Origin of the sequence: Catalinimonas alkaloidigena (assembly GCF_029504655.1) — a bacterium.
Classification (GTDB): Bacteria; Bacteroidota; Bacteroidia; order Cytophagales; family Cyclobacteriaceae; genus Catalinimonas; species Catalinimonas alkaloidigena.
Map to the genome: position 1 here is coordinate 3,211,124 of NZ_JAQFIL010000001.1, position 17,047 is coordinate 3,228,170.

At 38.7% G+C, this 17,047-nt stretch carries 13 protein-coding genes and 2 pseudogenes; 5 read left to right on the forward strand and 10 right to left on the reverse strand.

Annotation, left to right across the window (positions count from 1 at the left end):
* Positions 1-16: 16 nt before the first annotated feature.
* Together OKW21_RS13130 and OKW21_RS13135 are read left to right on the forward strand one after the other, a co-directional pair.
* Positions 17-1,651 (forward strand): energy transducer TonB, encoded by a 1,635-nt coding sequence (locus tag OKW21_RS13130; RefSeq protein WP_277480003.1) that lies wholly within the window; start codon positions 17-19, stop codon positions 1,649-1,651.
* Between the two features lie 11 nt (positions 1,652-1,662).
* Positions 1,663-1,935, forward strand: coding sequence for a UBP-type zinc finger domain-containing protein (locus tag OKW21_RS13135; protein WP_277480005.1), 273 nt, complete (start codon positions 1,663-1,665; stop codon positions 1,933-1,935).
* A gap of 70 nt (positions 1,936-2,005) precedes the next feature.
* Here the strand turns inward: OKW21_RS13135 and OKW21_RS13140 are convergent, their stop codons facing one another.
* A complete protein-coding gene (locus OKW21_RS13140) occupies positions 2,006-3,535 on the reverse strand; it encodes an OmpA family protein (protein WP_277480006.1) in 1,530 nt (509 codons plus the stop codon).
* 551 nt (positions 3,536-4,086) lie between these two features.
* Here OKW21_RS13140 and OKW21_RS13145 point away from each other — a divergent pair.
* A complete protein-coding gene (locus OKW21_RS13145; protein WP_277480007.1) occupies positions 4,087-4,347 on the forward strand; it encodes a hypothetical protein in 261 nt (86 codons plus the stop codon).
* A 3-nt stretch (positions 4,348-4,350) separates the two neighbouring features.
* Here OKW21_RS13145 and OKW21_RS13150 read toward each other — a convergent pair whose 3' ends face one another.
* The 8 genes and pseudogenes from OKW21_RS13150 to OKW21_RS13185 all read right to left on the reverse strand — a co-directional run bounded on the left by OKW21_RS13150 (position 4,351) and on the right by OKW21_RS13185 (position 12,445).
* Complete coding sequence (locus tag OKW21_RS13150) at positions 4,351-5,718, reverse strand: MATE family efflux transporter (protein ID WP_277480008.1); 1,368 nt, start codon at positions 5,716-5,718, stop codon at positions 4,351-4,353.
* A 319-nt stretch (positions 5,719-6,037) separates the two neighbouring features.
* A complete protein-coding gene (locus OKW21_RS13155; RefSeq protein ID WP_277480010.1) occupies positions 6,038-7,678 on the reverse strand; it encodes an OmpA family protein in 1,641 nt (546 codons plus the stop codon).
* Positions 7,679-7,715: 37 nt separating this feature from the next.
* A pseudogene (hisE, locus tag OKW21_RS13160) lies at positions 7,716-8,006 on the reverse strand (phosphoribosyl-ATP diphosphatase); the annotation flags it as partial.
* A gap of 33 nt (positions 8,007-8,039) precedes the next feature.
* On the reverse strand, positions 8,040-8,801 hold the full coding sequence (hisF, locus tag OKW21_RS13165) for an imidazole glycerol phosphate synthase subunit HisF (protein WP_277480011.1): 762 nt from the start codon (positions 8,799-8,801) through the stop codon (positions 8,040-8,042).
* 92 nt (positions 8,802-8,893) lie between these two features.
* Positions 8,894-9,610 carry a 1-(5-phosphoribosyl)-5-[(5-phosphoribosylamino)methylideneamino]imidazole-4-carboxamide isomerase gene (hisA, locus tag OKW21_RS13170; RefSeq protein ID WP_277480012.1) on the reverse strand — a complete coding sequence of 239 codons (717 nt, stop codon included), beginning with the start codon at positions 9,608-9,610 and terminating at the stop codon, positions 8,894-8,896.
* Positions 9,611-9,615: 5 nt separating this feature from the next.
* Positions 9,616-10,197, reverse strand: a complete 582-nt coding sequence (gene hisH / locus OKW21_RS13175; protein ID WP_277480013.1) for an imidazole glycerol phosphate synthase subunit HisH — start codon at positions 10,195-10,197, stop codon at positions 9,616-9,618.
* A 300-nt stretch (positions 10,198-10,497) separates the two neighbouring features.
* Entirely contained in the window at positions 10,498-11,994 is a 1,497-nt protein-coding gene (locus tag OKW21_RS13180; RefSeq protein ID WP_277480014.1) for a cryptochrome/photolyase family protein, read from the reverse strand.
* Positions 11,995-12,034: 40 nt separating this feature from the next.
* The gene (locus OKW21_RS13185) at positions 12,035-12,445 is read right to left on the reverse strand and encodes a hypothetical protein (protein ID WP_277480015.1); all 411 of its coding nucleotides are present in this window, start codon (positions 12,443-12,445) and stop codon (positions 12,035-12,037) included.
* Between the two features lie 137 nt (positions 12,446-12,582).
* Here OKW21_RS13185 and dpsA point away from each other — a divergent pair, with 137 nt between their 5' ends.
* Together dpsA and OKW21_RS13195 are read left to right on the forward strand one after the other, a co-directional pair.
* On the forward strand, positions 12,583-13,143 hold the full coding sequence (gene dpsA, locus OKW21_RS13190; protein WP_277480016.1) for a DNA starvation/stationary phase protection protein DpsA: 561 nt from the start codon (positions 12,583-12,585) through the stop codon (positions 13,141-13,143).
* Between the two features lie 100 nt (positions 13,144-13,243).
* A pseudogene (locus tag OKW21_RS13195) lies at positions 13,244-14,485 on the forward strand (IS3 family transposase).
* A gap of 43 nt (positions 14,486-14,528) precedes the next feature.
* Here OKW21_RS13195 and OKW21_RS13200 read toward each other — a convergent pair.
* The gene (locus OKW21_RS13200; protein ID WP_277480017.1) at positions 14,529-16,973 is read right to left on the reverse strand and encodes an ABC transporter permease; all 2,445 of its coding nucleotides are present in this window, start codon (positions 16,971-16,973) and stop codon (positions 14,529-14,531) included.
* Positions 16,974-17,047 lie beyond the last annotated feature (74 nt).

Sequence of the window (17,047 nt, forward strand, 5' to 3'; positions counted from 1 at the left end):
AAAAACCCTTAAAGCGGTGAAATTTAGTCTGATACTTATTTTGACGGTTTGTTCACTCACCACTTATGCACAACGCAGGATCAGTCTTTATTATGATTCTGCCTGGGCACTCAATAGTAAGGCGCAGGCCAGTTACTTCAGAAATGCCTGGATAGATACTACTTATTATGTCTTTCTGGGCCCGGTGCTGGATTATTATGTAGAAGGTAAACTTGCGATGCAAGGCAAGTATGTGGCAGGCAAAAAGTCAGGAACCTTTACCTTCTACTACCTTAATGGTGAGAAAAAAATCCAAGGGGATTTTCAGGACAACCAAATGGTAGGCATTTGGAATTACTTTTATCCTGATGGAATTCCTAAACAAAGTATAGCGTATACAGATAATGATTTTAAGGTACTTTCTTATCATGATAAAGGTGGCACGCAAAAAGTGAAAGATGGCAATGGACTCTGGGAGGGATTCTACTTTTCACATACTATAAAAGACACCATACATATCACAGGTAATGTAAAAAATGGCTTTAAAGATGGCTGGTGGGTATATTTTGACGACAGTGGAATAAGGTTATATGAAGAAAAGTACAAAGATGGTAAGTTCAAGTCAGGAAAGACTTATACTTCATCAGGTGCAGTAACCGGAAAAATTAACACTCCTTTGGGGAAAAAGGTCCTTATGCCTCATAGCATTAGCTATACAGAAAGATTTGTCTACGCACCCAATGTCATTAAGAATGAATATCCTTACCTGAAGTTTTTACCAGATGAAGTAAAACAATATTTTGATCAAAATTGGAAGAAGTGCGATAAAGATAAAGCTACTTATTACCGCATTACTAACGAAGTGAATGCCGAAAGCACCAGTGGAAATATTACTGATTTCTGGATGAATGACAATATCTACCGTAAAGGGAGGTATATCAATGGTAAAAAAAAAGGTTATTTTGTCTATTATCATGAGAGTGGGAATACGAAATCCGAGGGCAGATACAGTAATGACAAAAGAGTAGGTGCATGGAAGTATTATTATGAAGATGGAAGCCCATGGCAAAATGTATATTATGAAAAAGGACAGCGCTATGTTGATCAGTACTGGAATGAGCAGGGCAAATTAAAAGTTGATCTGGGAAGTGGAGAGTATGAAGATATCTACGAGTATAATTCAATCACACTCCGGGAGATAGGCAGTTTTACAGAGTATCAAAAAGATGGTATCTGGAAAGGCTATACCCAGGAAGGAGAGTTGTATTTTGAGGAGCGGTATAAAAATGGAGAGCTATTACAAGCCCATAGTTTTGACGAAGAGGGTAATAAAATACCTTATCAGAAGAAAATTGAATACGCGGCCCCGAGCGATGGACTGGATGCTTTTTATAAATTTGTTGAAAAAGAAATGAAATATCCTACTTATACACGCCAGAAATATATTCAGGGTAAAGTGCTGATTAAGGTTGTAGTAGATAAAAATGGTAAATTACTGGAGGCAAAAGCCATCAGCTCACCTCATCAAGTCCTTAGCGAAGAAGCAGTAAGTGTGGTTAAAAAATATAATAAATGGAAATCAGGTAAAGAAATGGGAAAGCCTGTTCAGATGTTTTTTATTATACCGCTTACCTATGATCTTTCAGGAAGTCCTGCATCAACATTCAATTAAAATTAATCATTATGCCAGTTGATCCTACACCATGCGAACATTTTGACAAAGAGCAAATCAAGAGCGCTTCAAAAATGGAGTGCCAGGAGTGCGTAAAAACCGGTGATCCCTGGGTACACCTGAGGGTGTGCCAGACTTGTGGCGGTGTACATTGCTGCAATAGTTCTGTCAACAAGCACGCCACTAAGCACTATCATGACACTGGTCATCCGGTAGTGATTTCAGCTGAACCGGGAGAACATTGGGCCTGGTGTTATGAGGATGATAAATTTATGCCTTATTGAACGAAGGTGGTAAACTGAAATCCGGAGACCGGGTACTGCTTTGAACTATCCGGTCTAACGAAGCCTCCAATTAATGTTTAAGGATAGTAAACTCGACTCTACGATTGATCTGACGGTTTTCATCACTGTCATTAGGAACTTTAGGTTTGCTTTCTCCATAACCTTTTGCTTTTACCCGTTGTTCGTCTATCCAGTGGTCAATCAAATATTTTACTACAGACTCTGCCCTGCCCTGCGACAATTTTTCATTGTACTCATCAGTGCCCTTATCATCTGTATGTCCGGCAATTTCAACTTCCAGTTTAGGATTTTCCTGTAAAAACTCTCCTATCTGGTCCAGTTCAGGAAATGACTCCGGACTAAGTGTAGATTCGTTGTTGTCAAAAAAGATATTATTTATCCTTACAGATACACCAACTTCAATAGGTTTTAGAAAGATTTCCTTATAAAAAACAGTATCTGATTGAATATCACCGTAAACCATCACACTGTCTTCATATTTGAAAAATCCTTCAGCATTCACCTCAAGATGGTATTTTGCAGTATCGGAGAGCGCAGTACCAAACTCTCCATTATCAGGGCTACTTTTTAGTACACCTACTACTTCCCCCGCTTTGCTATATCTTATATTGGCCTGCACCGGTTCCCAGCTTTCTTTATGCATGACAAAACCTTCCAACCTTATTTTGGGCTCTTCTTTGAAAATTCGTTTTAATGAAAATATGTCCAGATGACCGCCATCGGCAGACATAAAAGCTCGAGTAGTGAATACAAGTGTATCATTCAGCCCCACCGAGTAGTAGGCGTCAAACCCACTAGTATTGACCGGGGCACCAATATTTTGGGGTTCAGACCATTTTAACCAGCTATCGTCTAATCGCTGCGCTTCATACACATCCATATTGCCAAATCCCCCTCCACGGTTGCTCGCAAAGTATAAGGTTTTATTGTCGGGAGCGAGATAGGGACCAAACTCATCCATGTGTGTATTCAAACTTTTGATCAATGCCGGGCGTGTCCATTGCATATCACCCTGATTGTAGCTGATGTACAGGTCACTGTATTTGCTTTTGGGTCTTTCACTAAAATATAATAGCAAAACTTTGTCATCATAAGAAAGAAAAGCTCCATTGAACTGACCTTTGCACATATTTTCAAAGTCCGGTATGTCCAGCGCTTCCGGTTTTTGCCAGATCCCGTTTTCTTTTTCACAGATTGAGAACCCTAGATCCTCGCTCCCATTACCCCCACGAATCAGCAAACGGTTGCCATCCAGCGACACACTTAAAACCTGATTGTATCGGTTTTTATTGAACGGCTTATCCATATGTATTGATTTAGACCAATTTCCGGATGAGTCTTTTACAGCGTACCAGATATCCTGACTGCCTTCCACACCTTTAGTATTTTCAGGATGATTAGTTATTGTAAAATAAAGTGTATTTCCGTCAGGACTCACAATGGGAGTAGAATCATGGTAAGTACTATTTACATCTCTTCCAATATTGACCAATTCATATTCTACTACTTTTTGGGCATTGACCTGAGGTAAGCCATACATCATTAATACCAGGTACAAGTAAAAATTCTTGAGCATCATGTACTTCAATTGGTTATCCAGCTAAAGTACTGATATTAAAATTATACGAATTATTAAAATAATTATATTCTTACACTAATGATTTTTCCTCAATATCAGCGCCCTTGAATATTAGCTCTCTGCAAACAGCTTTTATTTAATATAATATGGGTGAATTTTATTTGTACAAGCATGTAAAAATTGTAACTCAAAGTCCTGGCAATGCACGTGTTCAACAGCTTTTTAAAAAAAAATTATTTAGAAAAAAAGGAATTAATTTACTAAAGCGTAGCTATTATTTAGCTTCAATTTCATTAATAGTGATAAACTATCTGTACAATTTCACAATTCTCAACGCACCTATCATTAGAATAAAATTACGATAAAACTATATTTTGCATTATTATTTTTATTTAGTTAACTTAAAATAAAGAATTTAATTCTTTAATATCATTACAACTGATGCTTTGATTGTAGCAAATAAATAATTTATAAGCATGTTTTTGGAAATATTTTTTCGGTATACTTTTTTTTTCAGCTGCAACGAATGTTAGGTATAAAATATAACAACTATGGATTTAAGTGATTTAAGGTTAGTATCGTACAAGCAGAGAGTCAAGATGTTAAGAGAAAAAGGTAATTACCTTGCCACCAGGACATTAGAAAATTACTACATTAAGCTTTACACAATCAAAGGGGTTTATTTTGAAGTTTGGTCTTCCAGCCACCTGCCCTGGCAAAACATAGTGAAAGTAAAAGTTTTTAAAGACCAAAAAATGCTAAAACCTTATCTTCCGGAGATTTACTTTGCCGAGAATAAACTGGTATTATAACCTTTAAAAGTCTACGCTTACTTTTTTTCTTTTTTTCCAATCTCCTCTTTTGAACCACACAAAAGCAAAAATGGCAGCGATGAGGTTAGAAACCGGAAACGCCCACCATATACCATCATAAGATAGCTCCGTATTGTGGGATAATAAATATGCCAGAGGAAACCTTATGATCCATAAGGATAAAATAGATACTAAAAGCGATGCTAAAGTGAAACCAGCTCCATTGAAAACACCGTTAATGACCTGCTGAATACCCAAAAGGCCAAAGCTCGGAGCCATAATTTTGATAAACAAGGCACCGTTTTCAATTACCTGAGTCTCACCTGGCACAAAGAAAGCTGTAAGGGGTTTGGCAATTAAGAACAGTACAAACCCAACGATAGTCAAACCAAAAAAAGCCACTTTAACACTGAGTATTCCCACATCATCAGCCTTGTTGATACGATTAGCGCCAACATATTGTCCTACTAATGTGGTCGTAGCCGCAGACAAACCAAGCGCAGGAATAATGACAAAGCTAAGTATGCGTGCTCCAATTCCATAAGATGCTACTACAATGCTGCCAAATCCTGTTACCAGGGTAACCAGCATCGTTAATCCTAAAGCTCTGGTGGACATTTCCAGGCTTGATGGAATGCCAATTCTTATCAGCTCTTTAGACCAGTTGAGGTTAAATTTAAAGTCGCTCCAGTGAAGTTGTATACCAAATTTCCCATTTGATAATATCAGGATTCCCATCAAGGCTGAAAGCCCCTGCGTCAAAACGCTTGCCATTGCCGCACCTGATACGCCCATAGGTGGCAGGGGCCCCCAACCATAAATGAATAGTGGGTCCAGGAATAAATTTAATATCACAGTAGAAAGAACCACATAAGTTGGTATCACTACATTTCCAATACCTCTCATGAGCGACTGGAACACAAAAAATAGAAACAAAAAAATGAAACCTATGGAAGAAACCTTAAAGTAACTTACAGCTTCAGTCAACACCTCTCCTTTTGCCCCTATAATTATCATAAGTGGCTTAGAGATAAAATATCCTAATAATGCTAATAGAATAGATATAAAAAAGAGTACAAAGAAAGTTTGAGCACTTGAGTAATCTACCATCCGCTGGTTCTCCATCCCTTTATATTGGGCTACCATGATGGAACCTCCCAAAGTCAGCCCAATGCCCAGAGAGATGATAAGAAATAGCACCGGAAAGCTCAATGAGACAGCGGCAACAGCATTGGCACCTAACCTCCCTAACCAAAAAGTATCTATTAATTGATAAGCCGTTTGAAGAATATTGGCTAAAACGATCGGACCTGATAATTTTAAAAGTGATATTAATGTATCTTTCTGACTATCAGTGTGAAAAAATTTCATCAGTAAAACTAAAAATTAGTAGCGTTAAAGAAAGCAGACTTATCTTAATATCTTATATTTTCAAATTGCTAATATCAACTATAACATACCTTTAAATGAGGCCCTATCAATTGTCGTAAAAACTACTTACTTGGCAAGGGTTTATTAACGAAATAGTCACAAAAGCGCTCTACCTACTCAAGCTTGAATTAGCTAATAGAAAGATGTCAGGTCTAAGAAATATATAAATTAAAGATTGATGAGAATATAAAATTAGGGGGTATGGTTATCGTAAACTATTGACAATAAAGCTTTCTGAGATCAATCAGAAGGTTTTATTTTATTTTTCTAAAATGGTAAATTCTACTCTTCTATTTTTCTGCCTTTCTTCCTCAATGGCATTGCTGGCAATAGGTTTTGTACCCCCATAGCCTTTTTCCTGAATACGCTCACTCTTGATACCCTGCTCCACTAAATATCTTTTTACTGCCTCTGCCCTTTCCTGTGATAGTATCAAATTGAGATCAGGGCGCCCCCTGTTATCGGTATGGCCAGAGACTTCAATTACTACATTGGGGTTTTCATTTAAAAATTCTACAACCTCGTCAAGTGTTTCAGAGGAACCACTAAGCATTTCAGAAGTTCCCCTGTCAAATAATACATTTTCTAAATTTACTGTCGTACCCACTTCAATAGGAGATAGTGAAAAGTTTCTGACGATAATATCCGAATTATCTATGGGTGCCTTCTGACTCAGGAGTATTTTATCTTTTTTTCTAATAAAACCATCAGCTTCAACTGAAACTTCATAGTCCTGTTCTGCAACAAGGTTTACAGTAAAAAATCCATCATCATCAACACTACTGCTTTGGTTTAGTGAAAAATCATTTTTGAGCGAAGTCAGGATTATTTCAGCATTGATAATTTCACCAGTTTTCTGATTCATTACCTGTCCTCTAAACTCCACAAGATTCGTATCTTCCTCTTCTTCAGCTTCACTGGTCGCTACTTCAGTTGTGGCTACTTCCTCTGGCTCATCTTCAATAGTAACATCTTCTTCAGGAATTTCAGGAATATCTGCCACCTCTTCTAACATTTCTACTTCTTCCGGTATGACCCGGACGCGATTCAAATCACCCAGCCCATCACTGTTTTGGGTAGAAGAAAGGTAAGCATATTCACTTTCAGTAGGCAAATAATAGTATAGCTCTGTGCCTTCTGTATTTACCCTTGCGCCTAAATTCTTGGGATTTGACCATTTGTTCCAGCCTTCTCCCAGCCTGACCGACATAAAAATATCTCTACTGCCAAAGCCTTCGTATCCATTGCTGGCAAAAAATAATGTCTTCCCATCGGGAGCCAGATAAGGCGTCATTTCCTGATAGGGCGTGTTAATGTCACTTCCAAGATTTTTAGGTTCAGACCAGCTGCCATCACCTTGTCTAAACAAAACATAAAGGTCTTCCGCTCCTTTGGTATCATAAGATTGCAGTGTAAGCACCATGATCTGACCACTACTGTGAAGACTAGCGCTTAGATGCTCTGACTTAGTATAGAAATATGGAATCTTAAGTGCTTTGGGTTTACTCCATGAGCCTCCTTCTTTTCTGGCATATGAAACCCCTTGCGTCATGGGCTTTTTATCATTGTCCAGATAATGTCCTACCAGATATACTTTATTACCTCCCTCAGCAAAACCGACTATGCTGTTAAAAAACTGATTGTTTAATGCGCGTTCATTTTTAGGTTCAGACCAGCTGCCATCCGCCTGTTTCTGGCTGGACCAGATATCTCCTGAGTCACGGCTCTTACCTTCATTTTCGGCGTGGTTTTGACGTACAAAATATAGCGTTTGGCCATCAGGACTCAAAATTGGATTTTGTTCATTGGCCTGAGAGTTAATAGGTAGCTTTTCTAATTCATTTTGAGCATTAACGTGTATACATACAAGTACGAATGCAGAAAATATCCAATACTTCATAAGTGTCATTTTTGATAAGGTACCAGTCAATACAAGCTTATTTGTGTCTTTCCTCTAGTACCTCAATAATATCAACTAGGCTAAAGCCTTTTGCCTCTAATAAAACAAGATAGTGAAAGAGTAAGTCAGCAGCTTCGTTCTTAAACAATTCTGCATTATCATCCTTGGCTTCAATAACCAGCTCTACAGCCTCCTCTCCTACTTTCTGGGCTATTTTATTAATTCCCTTCAGGAAAAGTGAAGCTGTATACGATGGAGTATCTTTATTGCTCAAGGCATCCTGATGTCTGCTGTTGATAATTTCCAGCAGTTGGTTGATAAATGCTAAGTTTTTCTCAGTAAGTTTATTATTACGCATAAGTCAGACTGTAAGTCTCATTGGAATCTGGTGTCCTACCAGATAGTTTTTAAGTTCTGGTACTGGTATTTCTTTGTAATGAAATATACTCGCTGCCAGGGCAGCATCGGCTCTGCCCAAGGTAAACACATCTACAAAATGGGCCTTAGTACCGGCTCCTCCTGAGGCAATGATAGGAATGCTGAGTTCAGATGAAAGCTGCCCGGTAAGAGCATTGGCAAAACCCGCTTTGGTACCATCATGGTCCATAGAGGTAAGTAAAATTTCACCCGCACCTCTTTCCTGCACCTCATGGGCCCAGGCAAATGTCTCTAAGCTGGTTGGTGTCCTTCCTCCGTGGGTATGTACAACATGCTTTCCGTCTACAAAGCGAGTGTCAATGGCAACGACTATGCATTGGTTACCGAAATTTGCTGCCAGTTCGTTAACGAGCTCAGGACGTTTTACCGCGGCTGAGTTTACCGACACTTTATCAGCACCAGCATTAAGCATCGCGGCAACATCTTCCACTGAACTGATACCGCCACCCACAGTAAATGGTATATTGACCTGCTCAGCTACCTTTCTTACCAGTTCAACCAATGTTTTTCTTTTCTCAACTGTAGCTGTTATGTCCAGAAAAACCAGTTCATCCGCTCCTTCTTCAGCATATATTTTCGCGAGTTCTACCGGATCACCGGCATCTCTTAATTCTACGAAATTTACTCCCTTTACCGTACGACCATCCTTTACATCCAGGCAGGGTATGATTCTTTTTGATAACATGAATTTTTATTAAAAGCCTGTATAGCATCAAAATCTAACAAACGTAGATATAACGCTAAGGTAATTGCTTTATGAAAATGAGTGAACAAAAACTATAAAAAAGGCTTTAAATCTTTCAAAGAGATATGCCCTTCATAAATTGCCTTCCCTATGATCACTCCGTGTACACTAATTTCTTTCAGGCGATGTAAATCTTCAATACCAGATACACCACCACTGGCTATCAGTTTTACTTTTGGGGCTACTGCTAATATTTCCTCATAAAGCTCAATGGATGTACCCTGTAACACTCCATCCTTAGCTACATCGGTACAGATTACATATTCAACACCTTGCTCATGATAATCTTTGATAAACTCAAGAATATCGTTTGTCGTGGATTCCTGCCATCCTCCGATGGCTATTTTTCTATCTTTCGCATCCGCTCCTAAAATGATTTTGTCTGCCCCATAATTTTTTAACCAACTTATAAAAGTTTCCGGTTCTCTGATGGCAATGCTTCCTCCGGTAACCTGCTGTGCGCCCATTTCAAAAACTATCTTGAGATCAGCGTCAGACTGTACCCCACCTCCAAAATCAACTTTCAGTGAGGTATGCCGAGTGATTTGCTCCAACACAGGATAGTTAATGACTTTCTTCGCTTTGGCACCATCCAAATCTACCAGGTGTAGTCTTTTAATACCATGGTCTTCAAACTTCTTCGCAACTTCTAATGGATTAGTGTGATACTCTTTTTTTTGAGCATAGTCACCTTGTGTTAAACGTACGCACTTTCCGTCAATAATATCAATCGCGGGTATGATTTCCATAATATTTATAAGGCTAGAAAGTTTTTAAGAATTACTTCTCCATCCTTTCCACTCTTTTCAGGGTGAGCCTGTATCGCATAAAAATTATCTTTTTCCATCACCGCGCTGAAAGGTAGAATATAATTGGTTTCTCCTACGGTATCATCACCTACTTCTGCATAATAACTGTGCACATAGTACAGATAAGCATCATCCCTGAGGTTTTCTAAAAGCATCCCTTTTTTTGTCTCCAGCGTGTTCCAGCCAATATGCGGGACTTTGTCTTTTGGCGGAAATTTCTTCACTTTCTCCTTAAAGATACCCAGGCAGGGGGTATTTCCTTCTTCAGAATGAGAACACATGAGCTGCAATCCAATACAAATACCGAGCACCGGCTGCTTAAGATTAACAATGAGTTCATCCAGTTTTTTACTTTTCAAGTAACGAATCGCTGAACTTGCCTCTCCCTGCCCCGGAAATATCACTTTGTCTGCATGCTGGATGTACTCAGTATCATCGGTAAGTACAGGCTCTATTCCAAATCGTTGTAACGCATAGATTACCGACTGCACATTGCCCGCATTATATTTTATGATGGCTATTTTCATCTCTGTTTAAAATTCCTGGAATAAGCGATTTCCCATTCTTATAAAATGATTCCCAATAAATAATAGGTCCGCCAACTACTTCATTCAGCTCATAACTATATGATCAGGCTGATTGAAATATTTAAAGGGGAAATACTTTCCATAGTTGTACAAGAAAGAACCAGCAAATTAAAAAGCTAACTGCACTAAACCAACTTAAATCATTTATATAGCTTGTACTTAGCAAGAGTGACACTAAGCATAACAGAAGTTTGTTTGATAGCTATACGATTAAATCAAAAGAACTTATCATCTGAAAAATTAGTGGGATGTAGTTCTTTGGATGAATTCATCGGCTGCTTTTAACAGTCTATCTTTTTTTTCACCTTTCATTTTATCGTACATAGATACCATCATTGACATGCGGGGATTGGAACCAAACAACTTTCTGTTCCTGTCAATAAACCTCCAGTATAAGCCATCTACTTCATCCGACCACTTACCTTTTTTAGTGTAGTCACTCATTTTTGAAATATAGTTAGCTCCACCGATATAAGGTTTGGTCGCGAAAGTACCTCCATCAGCAAATTGACTCATACCATAAACATTGGGGACCATCACCCAATCTGATGAATCAATGAACATTTCCATAAACCACTTATACACTTCGTCGGGGTGAATCTCTGAAAGAAGCATAATGTTTCCTAACACCATTAATCTTTCAATATGATGGGTATAGGCATCGCGTACTACTCTTTTGATACTGTCATCAAGCGGGGGTACTTGAGTGGCACCTTCGTACCAGCAGGCTTTAAGCTTTCTTTTATGATTAAAAAAGTTGCCTTGCAAATTATGGGTATGGTACATTCCTCTCATAAACTCTCTCCAGCCAATTATCTGCCGCACAAAACCTTCCACACTGGGCAGATGCACATTATGTTTTTCAGCATAAGCCAAAGTTTTGTCCATTACCTCATCAGGAGTAATCAGGCCGACATTAAGATAAGGGGAGAGCACCGAATGAAACAAGAAATTTCTTTGGCGATCTATAGCATCCTCGTATGGGCCGAAATGCTGAAAGCGGTTTTCCAAAAAATCATTCAGGCGGTAAAGTGCCTGTCTTCGGGTGGTAGCCCAGTGGAAGTTTTCAGTATTTCCCGGATGATCATGAAATAGTTGATCCACGACTTCTATCACTGACTGGGTATGAGAAGTATGATCACTTTCTATTGGTGGTGGAATGCGAATATCTTTAGGAAGTTTCTTACGGTTTTCCTGATCATATGACCAGCTCCTGCCAACCGGATGAGACTCATCATCCATCAAAATATTTAGTTTTTTTCTTTGCGCCTTATAAAAAGTCTGCATGAAAGGCTTTTTTGTGTCATCCAGATAATTTTGAAAGTCCTGTATAGTATTGATAAAGCCCGGAGATGCATGCTGGGTAAACTTCAGCGCACGCTGCTGACAAAACTTCTTAATTCGCTCCTCAAAAAAATGATCTTCTATTTGGTAACTAACTATTTCTTCTATTGAAGCATACTGACTGAGCGTTTTATCTAGTTTGTCTTCATAGCTCAATTTGATATTGCTTTCGGTGAGTTTCCAGTACTGCAGAGGATGTTCTTTTTCAATTTGTTCAGCATGCGAGCGCATGGCAGAGAGAAAAAAAACCAGCTTATGCTTATGATATTTGAAGTGAGTACATAAACCCGTGTCTTCAGCCATATAGAATAATGTCTGCTTATCCAGATTCAGTACACCATGATCGGGAAATAGACAATTGCCGAGAATCAGGGCGATTTTCTTGTAAGCCATTCAATTTTTTACTTATGAATTCTGAAAACAACAAAATGTTTTACAGCAGCAAAAAATAAGCGGTTGAAATGAATGACATCACAATGATGAGCAAATACAACCAGGGTTTACGAAGAATAATAGAAACTACACCAAAAGAAACGATCAGGCCATAGATTGTGATAAAACGCAATACAAACTTTGCGTAAGCCTCGGCAGACGTTTTAAAAAAGGGCTGATCATCACCAAACATATACTTGTCCTGTATATACTGAGTAGATGCATTTTGTACTGTGAGGTATTCGTTGATCATGTAAATAAGCATGACCGATACTAGTATTATAGCTATTAGAAGAGCAGTAAACAGAATTCTGACTGTTTTATTTTTTTCTTGCAAAGACTTGTCAGTGTATTGCTCAGCGTATTTCTGTCGGGTATGATGATGTTCAATATCCAATGAATTGTTATTCATATTAAACTACAATCAACATATAATTATCACAACCTTTAAATTCTTAACATAACAGAAAAAGTCAAAACACTAATTCCTTGTTATAGTTGTATTACTAAAGAATTAAACTTTTTTAAACTAAAAATAAAAGGATTTTTATGGATAAGTTAAGAGAACAGAAGGAGTATGATGGCAACCCGGTTGGGTTAGATAAAGATGTAGCAAAAGAAATAGCAGAGCAGTTAGACCGCCATCTGGCCTCTTTCATGACACTCTATCATCAATATCATAAACATCACTGGCTCGTGGAAGGTCCACAGTTCCGTGACTTACATTTATTTTTTGAAGAAAATTACGACGAATTACATAAGGGATTTGACAAACTTGCCGAGCGATTAACAGTGATGGGTTATGCACCGACAAGCAATCCGGCTGACTTTGCGAAGCTTTCTTATGTGGAACATGAGCAAAAGGGAGTTTTTAGAATTCGTGAGAGCCTGGAGAATGATATGCATGCCGAGAAAACAATTGCCATTGAATTGAGGAAGTCTATTAAAAAGGCATTTGAACTTGGCGATTACGCTACTAAAAACTTATTAGAGAAGCTACTATTCAAGACTGAAGACAGAGCTCACCATATTGAGCATTTCCTGGGAGAAGATTCATTAGCAATAGGGTTCTTGCATACAAGCAAAGAAGCTGAAGCAGCAGAAGTATAATCATCCAAGTAAATGCAAAAAAAGAGAAGGAGGTTTTTACCTCCTTTTTTTTAGTTGGTTGTCTCGTCCTAAAATAAGTTGACAGAAGCTTGACTTATTTATGAAAAGACATCAAAATGCAGAAGAATCTCAAAAAAAGCGCACGCAACGGGACTATACACTGGGCTTTAAATTATCGGTATTAGATCAGGTAGAAAAAGGCGAACTGAGCTATAAACAAGCCCAGCAGAGATATGGTATTCAGGGAAGGAGCACAGTTTTAGTTTGGTTAAGAAAGCATGGGAAGCTAGATTGGAGTAAACCTTCACACAACATGCATCCTATGCCTAAATCCAAAGAAACTCCTGCCCAGCAGATTAAGCGTTTAGAGAAGGAGTTGGCCGATGAGAAGGCCAGAAACCTGATTCTGAATAGGATGATCGACATCTCTGATAAAGAATATGGGACGGCGATCCGAAAAAAGTTTTCCCCCGGGCAACAAGAGAACGCCAGCAAGAGCGCCAAGTAAGCCTGGCATCCTCTTGTAGTTTGTTCGGGGTAAGCCGTCAGGCTATCTATCAGGGAGAGAGACGATATACCCGGCGTACATCAGTACTGCTGAAGGTAAAAGAATTAGTAGTTGATACGCGTAGACGTATGCCTCGCATAGGTACCAGGAAACTGTACCTTGCTTTCCGGTGCGTTTGATACTATGGGCGTCAAGATTGGTAGAGATGGGCTGTTTTCTTACTTGCGCCAAGAGCGTTTGTTGATAAAACCCAGGAAGAAGTATACCAAAACCACTGACTCCAAACATTGGCTCAAAAAATACCCTAACTTGTATCAGGACAAGGTGTTTATCAAGCCGGAGCGTTGTTTTGTCAGTGATATAACCTATGTGAAGTCATCGGAAGGGATACATTACTTATCGCTGGTCACCGACGTCTATTCAAGAAAAATTATGGGGTATCATCTCAGCAAGGACATGAGTAGTGAAAATGTAGTAAAAGCTCTTCAAAAGGCTGGCAGTAACAAAATGAGTGATCAGAATACTATCCACCATTCAGACAGGGGGCTACAGTATTGCTCAGAAGTATACCAGAAGGAACTACGAAAAAACAAAATGATACCCTCAATGACAGAAGGATATGATTGTTATCAGAACGCACTGGCTGAAAGAGTGAATGGAATTTTAAAAGATGAGTTCTTACTTCATAAGTGTAACACCTTCAATGAACTCTCCCAAGTCATAGACGAATCCATAAAAACGTATAATCATGAAAGACCACACTTAAGTTTAGGGTATCAAACACCTGAATTTGTACATCAAAATGCCACTGAAGAATATCTCCAGTGGTCTTAATTTTAACACTAAAAAGTGTCAACCTATTTTAGGACTAGTCAGGTTAATCAGCTTTCAGCGTAATAGCTGGTTTTTTGTTAGCAGTTTTGATGGTTTGCAGAATTACTACTGCTACGGCTACAATTAAACAAATAAATCCCGTGAACAGGAAAATCCAGATATTCACATCTATACGGTAGGCAAAATCAGAAAGCCAACGATTAATAAAGATGTAAGCAAAAGGTGTGGCGATTACAGTGGCTACGCCAACCAAAAAAATAAATTCTTTGCTAAGCAACATCAATAGTTCAAGTACTGAAGCTCCCATTACTTTTCGTATGCCGATTTCACGGGTTCTTAGGCTAACCAAATAAGCTGACATTGACATGAGGCCCAAGGTAGCAATGACAACAGCGATGATACTAAGATAAAACGAAAGGGACGCTACGCGTTGTTCCTGTTCGTACAGATGTTGTAAACTGTTTTCTAAAAAACTGATTTCCAATGGTGTATCCTGTACTATATCTGCATAAACTTCTCGCAAGATAGCCAGTGACTCAGAGAGCTGCTCCGCATCCACTTTTAAAATTACCCAATACACCATATCAGGCGTCTTATCAATTTTGATTAACATGGGACTGATTTTCTCTTTGAGAGAAAGCAAATGCAACTCTTCTACAAAACCACCTACAACATATTCTTTTCCGTATGAACCTTCTTCATTCTGATACTCCAGGTGCGTCATTATGCTCCTTCCCAGAAGCTCATTTTTATCTTCTGCTCCAATTTGCTGCTGCAAATTACTCGCTGAGGCCTGGTTTAGGATGATCACCTCATCGGGCGCGGTTTCTTCAGAGATATCTGAGATATCAATTCCTAAAACTTTTACCGCATCCCAATCCATATCCCAGAAACCCGCGTTGTCATGTACCGTTTCACTACCGCTTATTTTATAAGAAGTGTTGTCGCTCATCTCCAGACCGGGAACCATTCCCTGCCCTATCTGTGAAAATTGAGGATACCTGAGCAGTCTGTTTTTTATTCTTTGATAGTTAGAAGAACTTATGGGATTAAAGGTTACAATACCCTCCTTGCGAAAACCCAGATTCTTGTGATTGATAAAGTTTAGTTGACGGTTTACAAGTATTGTTGCTGACCCCAATGCAATCAAGAGTGTAAACTGAAACACAAACATGACTCTGCGTAAGGCAAATCTTTCTTTTATCCCTCCTGTTTGGTTCCTGATCAAATCAAGAACATTTTTGCCGGAAAGAAGAAGGGCAGGATATAAACCGGAAATCAGTCCAACGATGATTGTAAATAAAAGCACAAGCATAAAGCTACTCAAGGACTGGACAAATTGGTTTTCCAACTCAAGGTCCATGATCTGATTGAAGTAAGGAATTCCCAACTCCAACAAAAGTAATGACAAAGGCAAGCTAATAGCGCAAAGCAGTATGGCTTCTGAAAGAAACTGCCAGGTAATACTCACACGGGCAGCTCCCATCACCTTTCGCATACCAATTTCACTTTTCCTTCTGGAGTAGAGTGCTACCGAAAGATTGATATAATTGGTTACAGTGATAGACAGGATAATCAAACCGATTACTCCAAAAATATACACGTATTGAATATCTCCCGACGGACTTAGCTCAAATAATATATTATCAGAAAAGTGTATGTCTGAAACCTCCTGCAAATAGCTTCCTTTCTCATCAGGATCATCTTGAATAGAAGGTTCCACAAGTTCAAGCTGCTCATTTACAGCTATACTTACATCATGTAAAGAAGCCGAAGGCGAAAGTTGGAAGTAGACATATGCTCCCCAGGATGGTATCTCCGGGGTTAGAAGTATCACATCAAAACTAAAATGAGTGTTATTGTCGTCATTTTCAATTACAGCAGTAACTGGATAATCTTTTTCCTTCCAACTTAAGGTCTGGTCACGTATTTTTGAATTCCAATTTTCACCAAAATATCTTTCAGCAGTTGCTCTACTGAGTATTGCTGCATAGGGTTTGCTGAAGCTGTTTTCTTTACTTCCATACAGAATCTCCCATTGGAAGATATCGTAAAGATCTTCTCCCGTATTAGATAGCAGCACTTCTTTCTCCGTAAATTTCTCTTCCTTACTGCCTGACTTTTGTAAATTCAGGTACACAGGTTGTTTCTCCATAGTAGCCCCGTGTGTGGCATTAAACTGGGCTACGCTTTCAACGCCTTTTATTTCTTTGAAAGCAGCTACCTTGAGAAGCTGTTCGTCTTTATCTGCATCCCACCAATTTACAAATCCAGTAATGGCATAAATTTCATTTTTATACTGATAATTCAGGCGGTAGATCTGATCAGCATCAGGAAAATGTTTATCATAAGATAGTTCATCAAAAATGTACAAGAGTACAAGCAAGCTACAACTGATCCCCAGGGTAAGTCCCAGCAAGTTAATCAACGCATAAGCTTTATGCTTCAGAAGATTACGCCACGCAAGAATTAAATGACTCCGGTACATGAACTTAAATTGAACAATAACTTAATTTATAAATATAAGTGTTGTGAAGATTTGAGAAAATCAACGATAACAAC

What these genes read in the sequence shown, in the direction of transcription:
- OKW21_RS13145 (WP_277480007.1), top strand. Translation starts at nt 4,087, where the DNA reads ATGGATTTAAGTGATTTAAGGTTAGTATCGTACAAGCAGAGAGTCAAG.
- OKW21_RS13140 (WP_277480006.1), bottom strand. Translation starts at nt 3,535, where the DNA reads ATGATGCTCAAGAATTTTTACTTGTACCTGGTATTAATGATGTATGGC.
- OKW21_RS13150 (WP_277480008.1), bottom strand. Translation starts at nt 5,718, where the DNA reads ATGAAATTTTTTCACACTGATAGTCAGAAAGATACATTAATATCACTT.
- OKW21_RS13180 (WP_277480014.1), bottom strand. Translation starts at nt 11,994, where the DNA reads ATGGCTTACAAGAAAATCGCCCTGATTCTCGGCAATTGTCTATTTCCC.
- OKW21_RS13135 (WP_277480005.1), top strand. Translation starts at nt 1,663, where the DNA reads ATGCCAGTTGATCCTACACCATGCGAACATTTTGACAAAGAGCAAATC.
- OKW21_RS13200 (WP_277480017.1), bottom strand. Translation starts at nt 16,973, where the DNA reads ATGTACCGGAGTCATTTAATTCTTGCGTGGCGTAATCTTCTGAAGCAT.
- hisA (WP_277480012.1), bottom strand. Translation starts at nt 9,610, where the DNA reads ATGGAAATCATACCCGCGATTGATATTATTGACGGAAAGTGCGTACGT.
- OKW21_RS13155 (WP_277480010.1), bottom strand. Translation starts at nt 7,678, where the DNA reads ATGAAGTATTGGATATTTTCTGCATTCGTACTTGTATGTATACACGTT.
- OKW21_RS13185 (WP_277480015.1), bottom strand. Translation starts at nt 12,445, where the DNA reads ATGAATAACAATTCATTGGATATTGAACATCATCATACCCGACAGAAA.
- dpsA (WP_277480016.1), top strand. Translation starts at nt 12,583, where the DNA reads ATGGATAAGTTAAGAGAACAGAAGGAGTATGATGGCAACCCGGTTGGG.
- hisF (WP_277480011.1), bottom strand. Translation starts at nt 8,801, where the DNA reads ATGTTATCAAAAAGAATCATACCCTGCCTGGATGTAAAGGATGGTCGT.
- hisH (WP_277480013.1), bottom strand. Translation starts at nt 10,197, where the DNA reads ATGAAAATAGCCATCATAAAATATAATGCGGGCAATGTGCAGTCGGTA.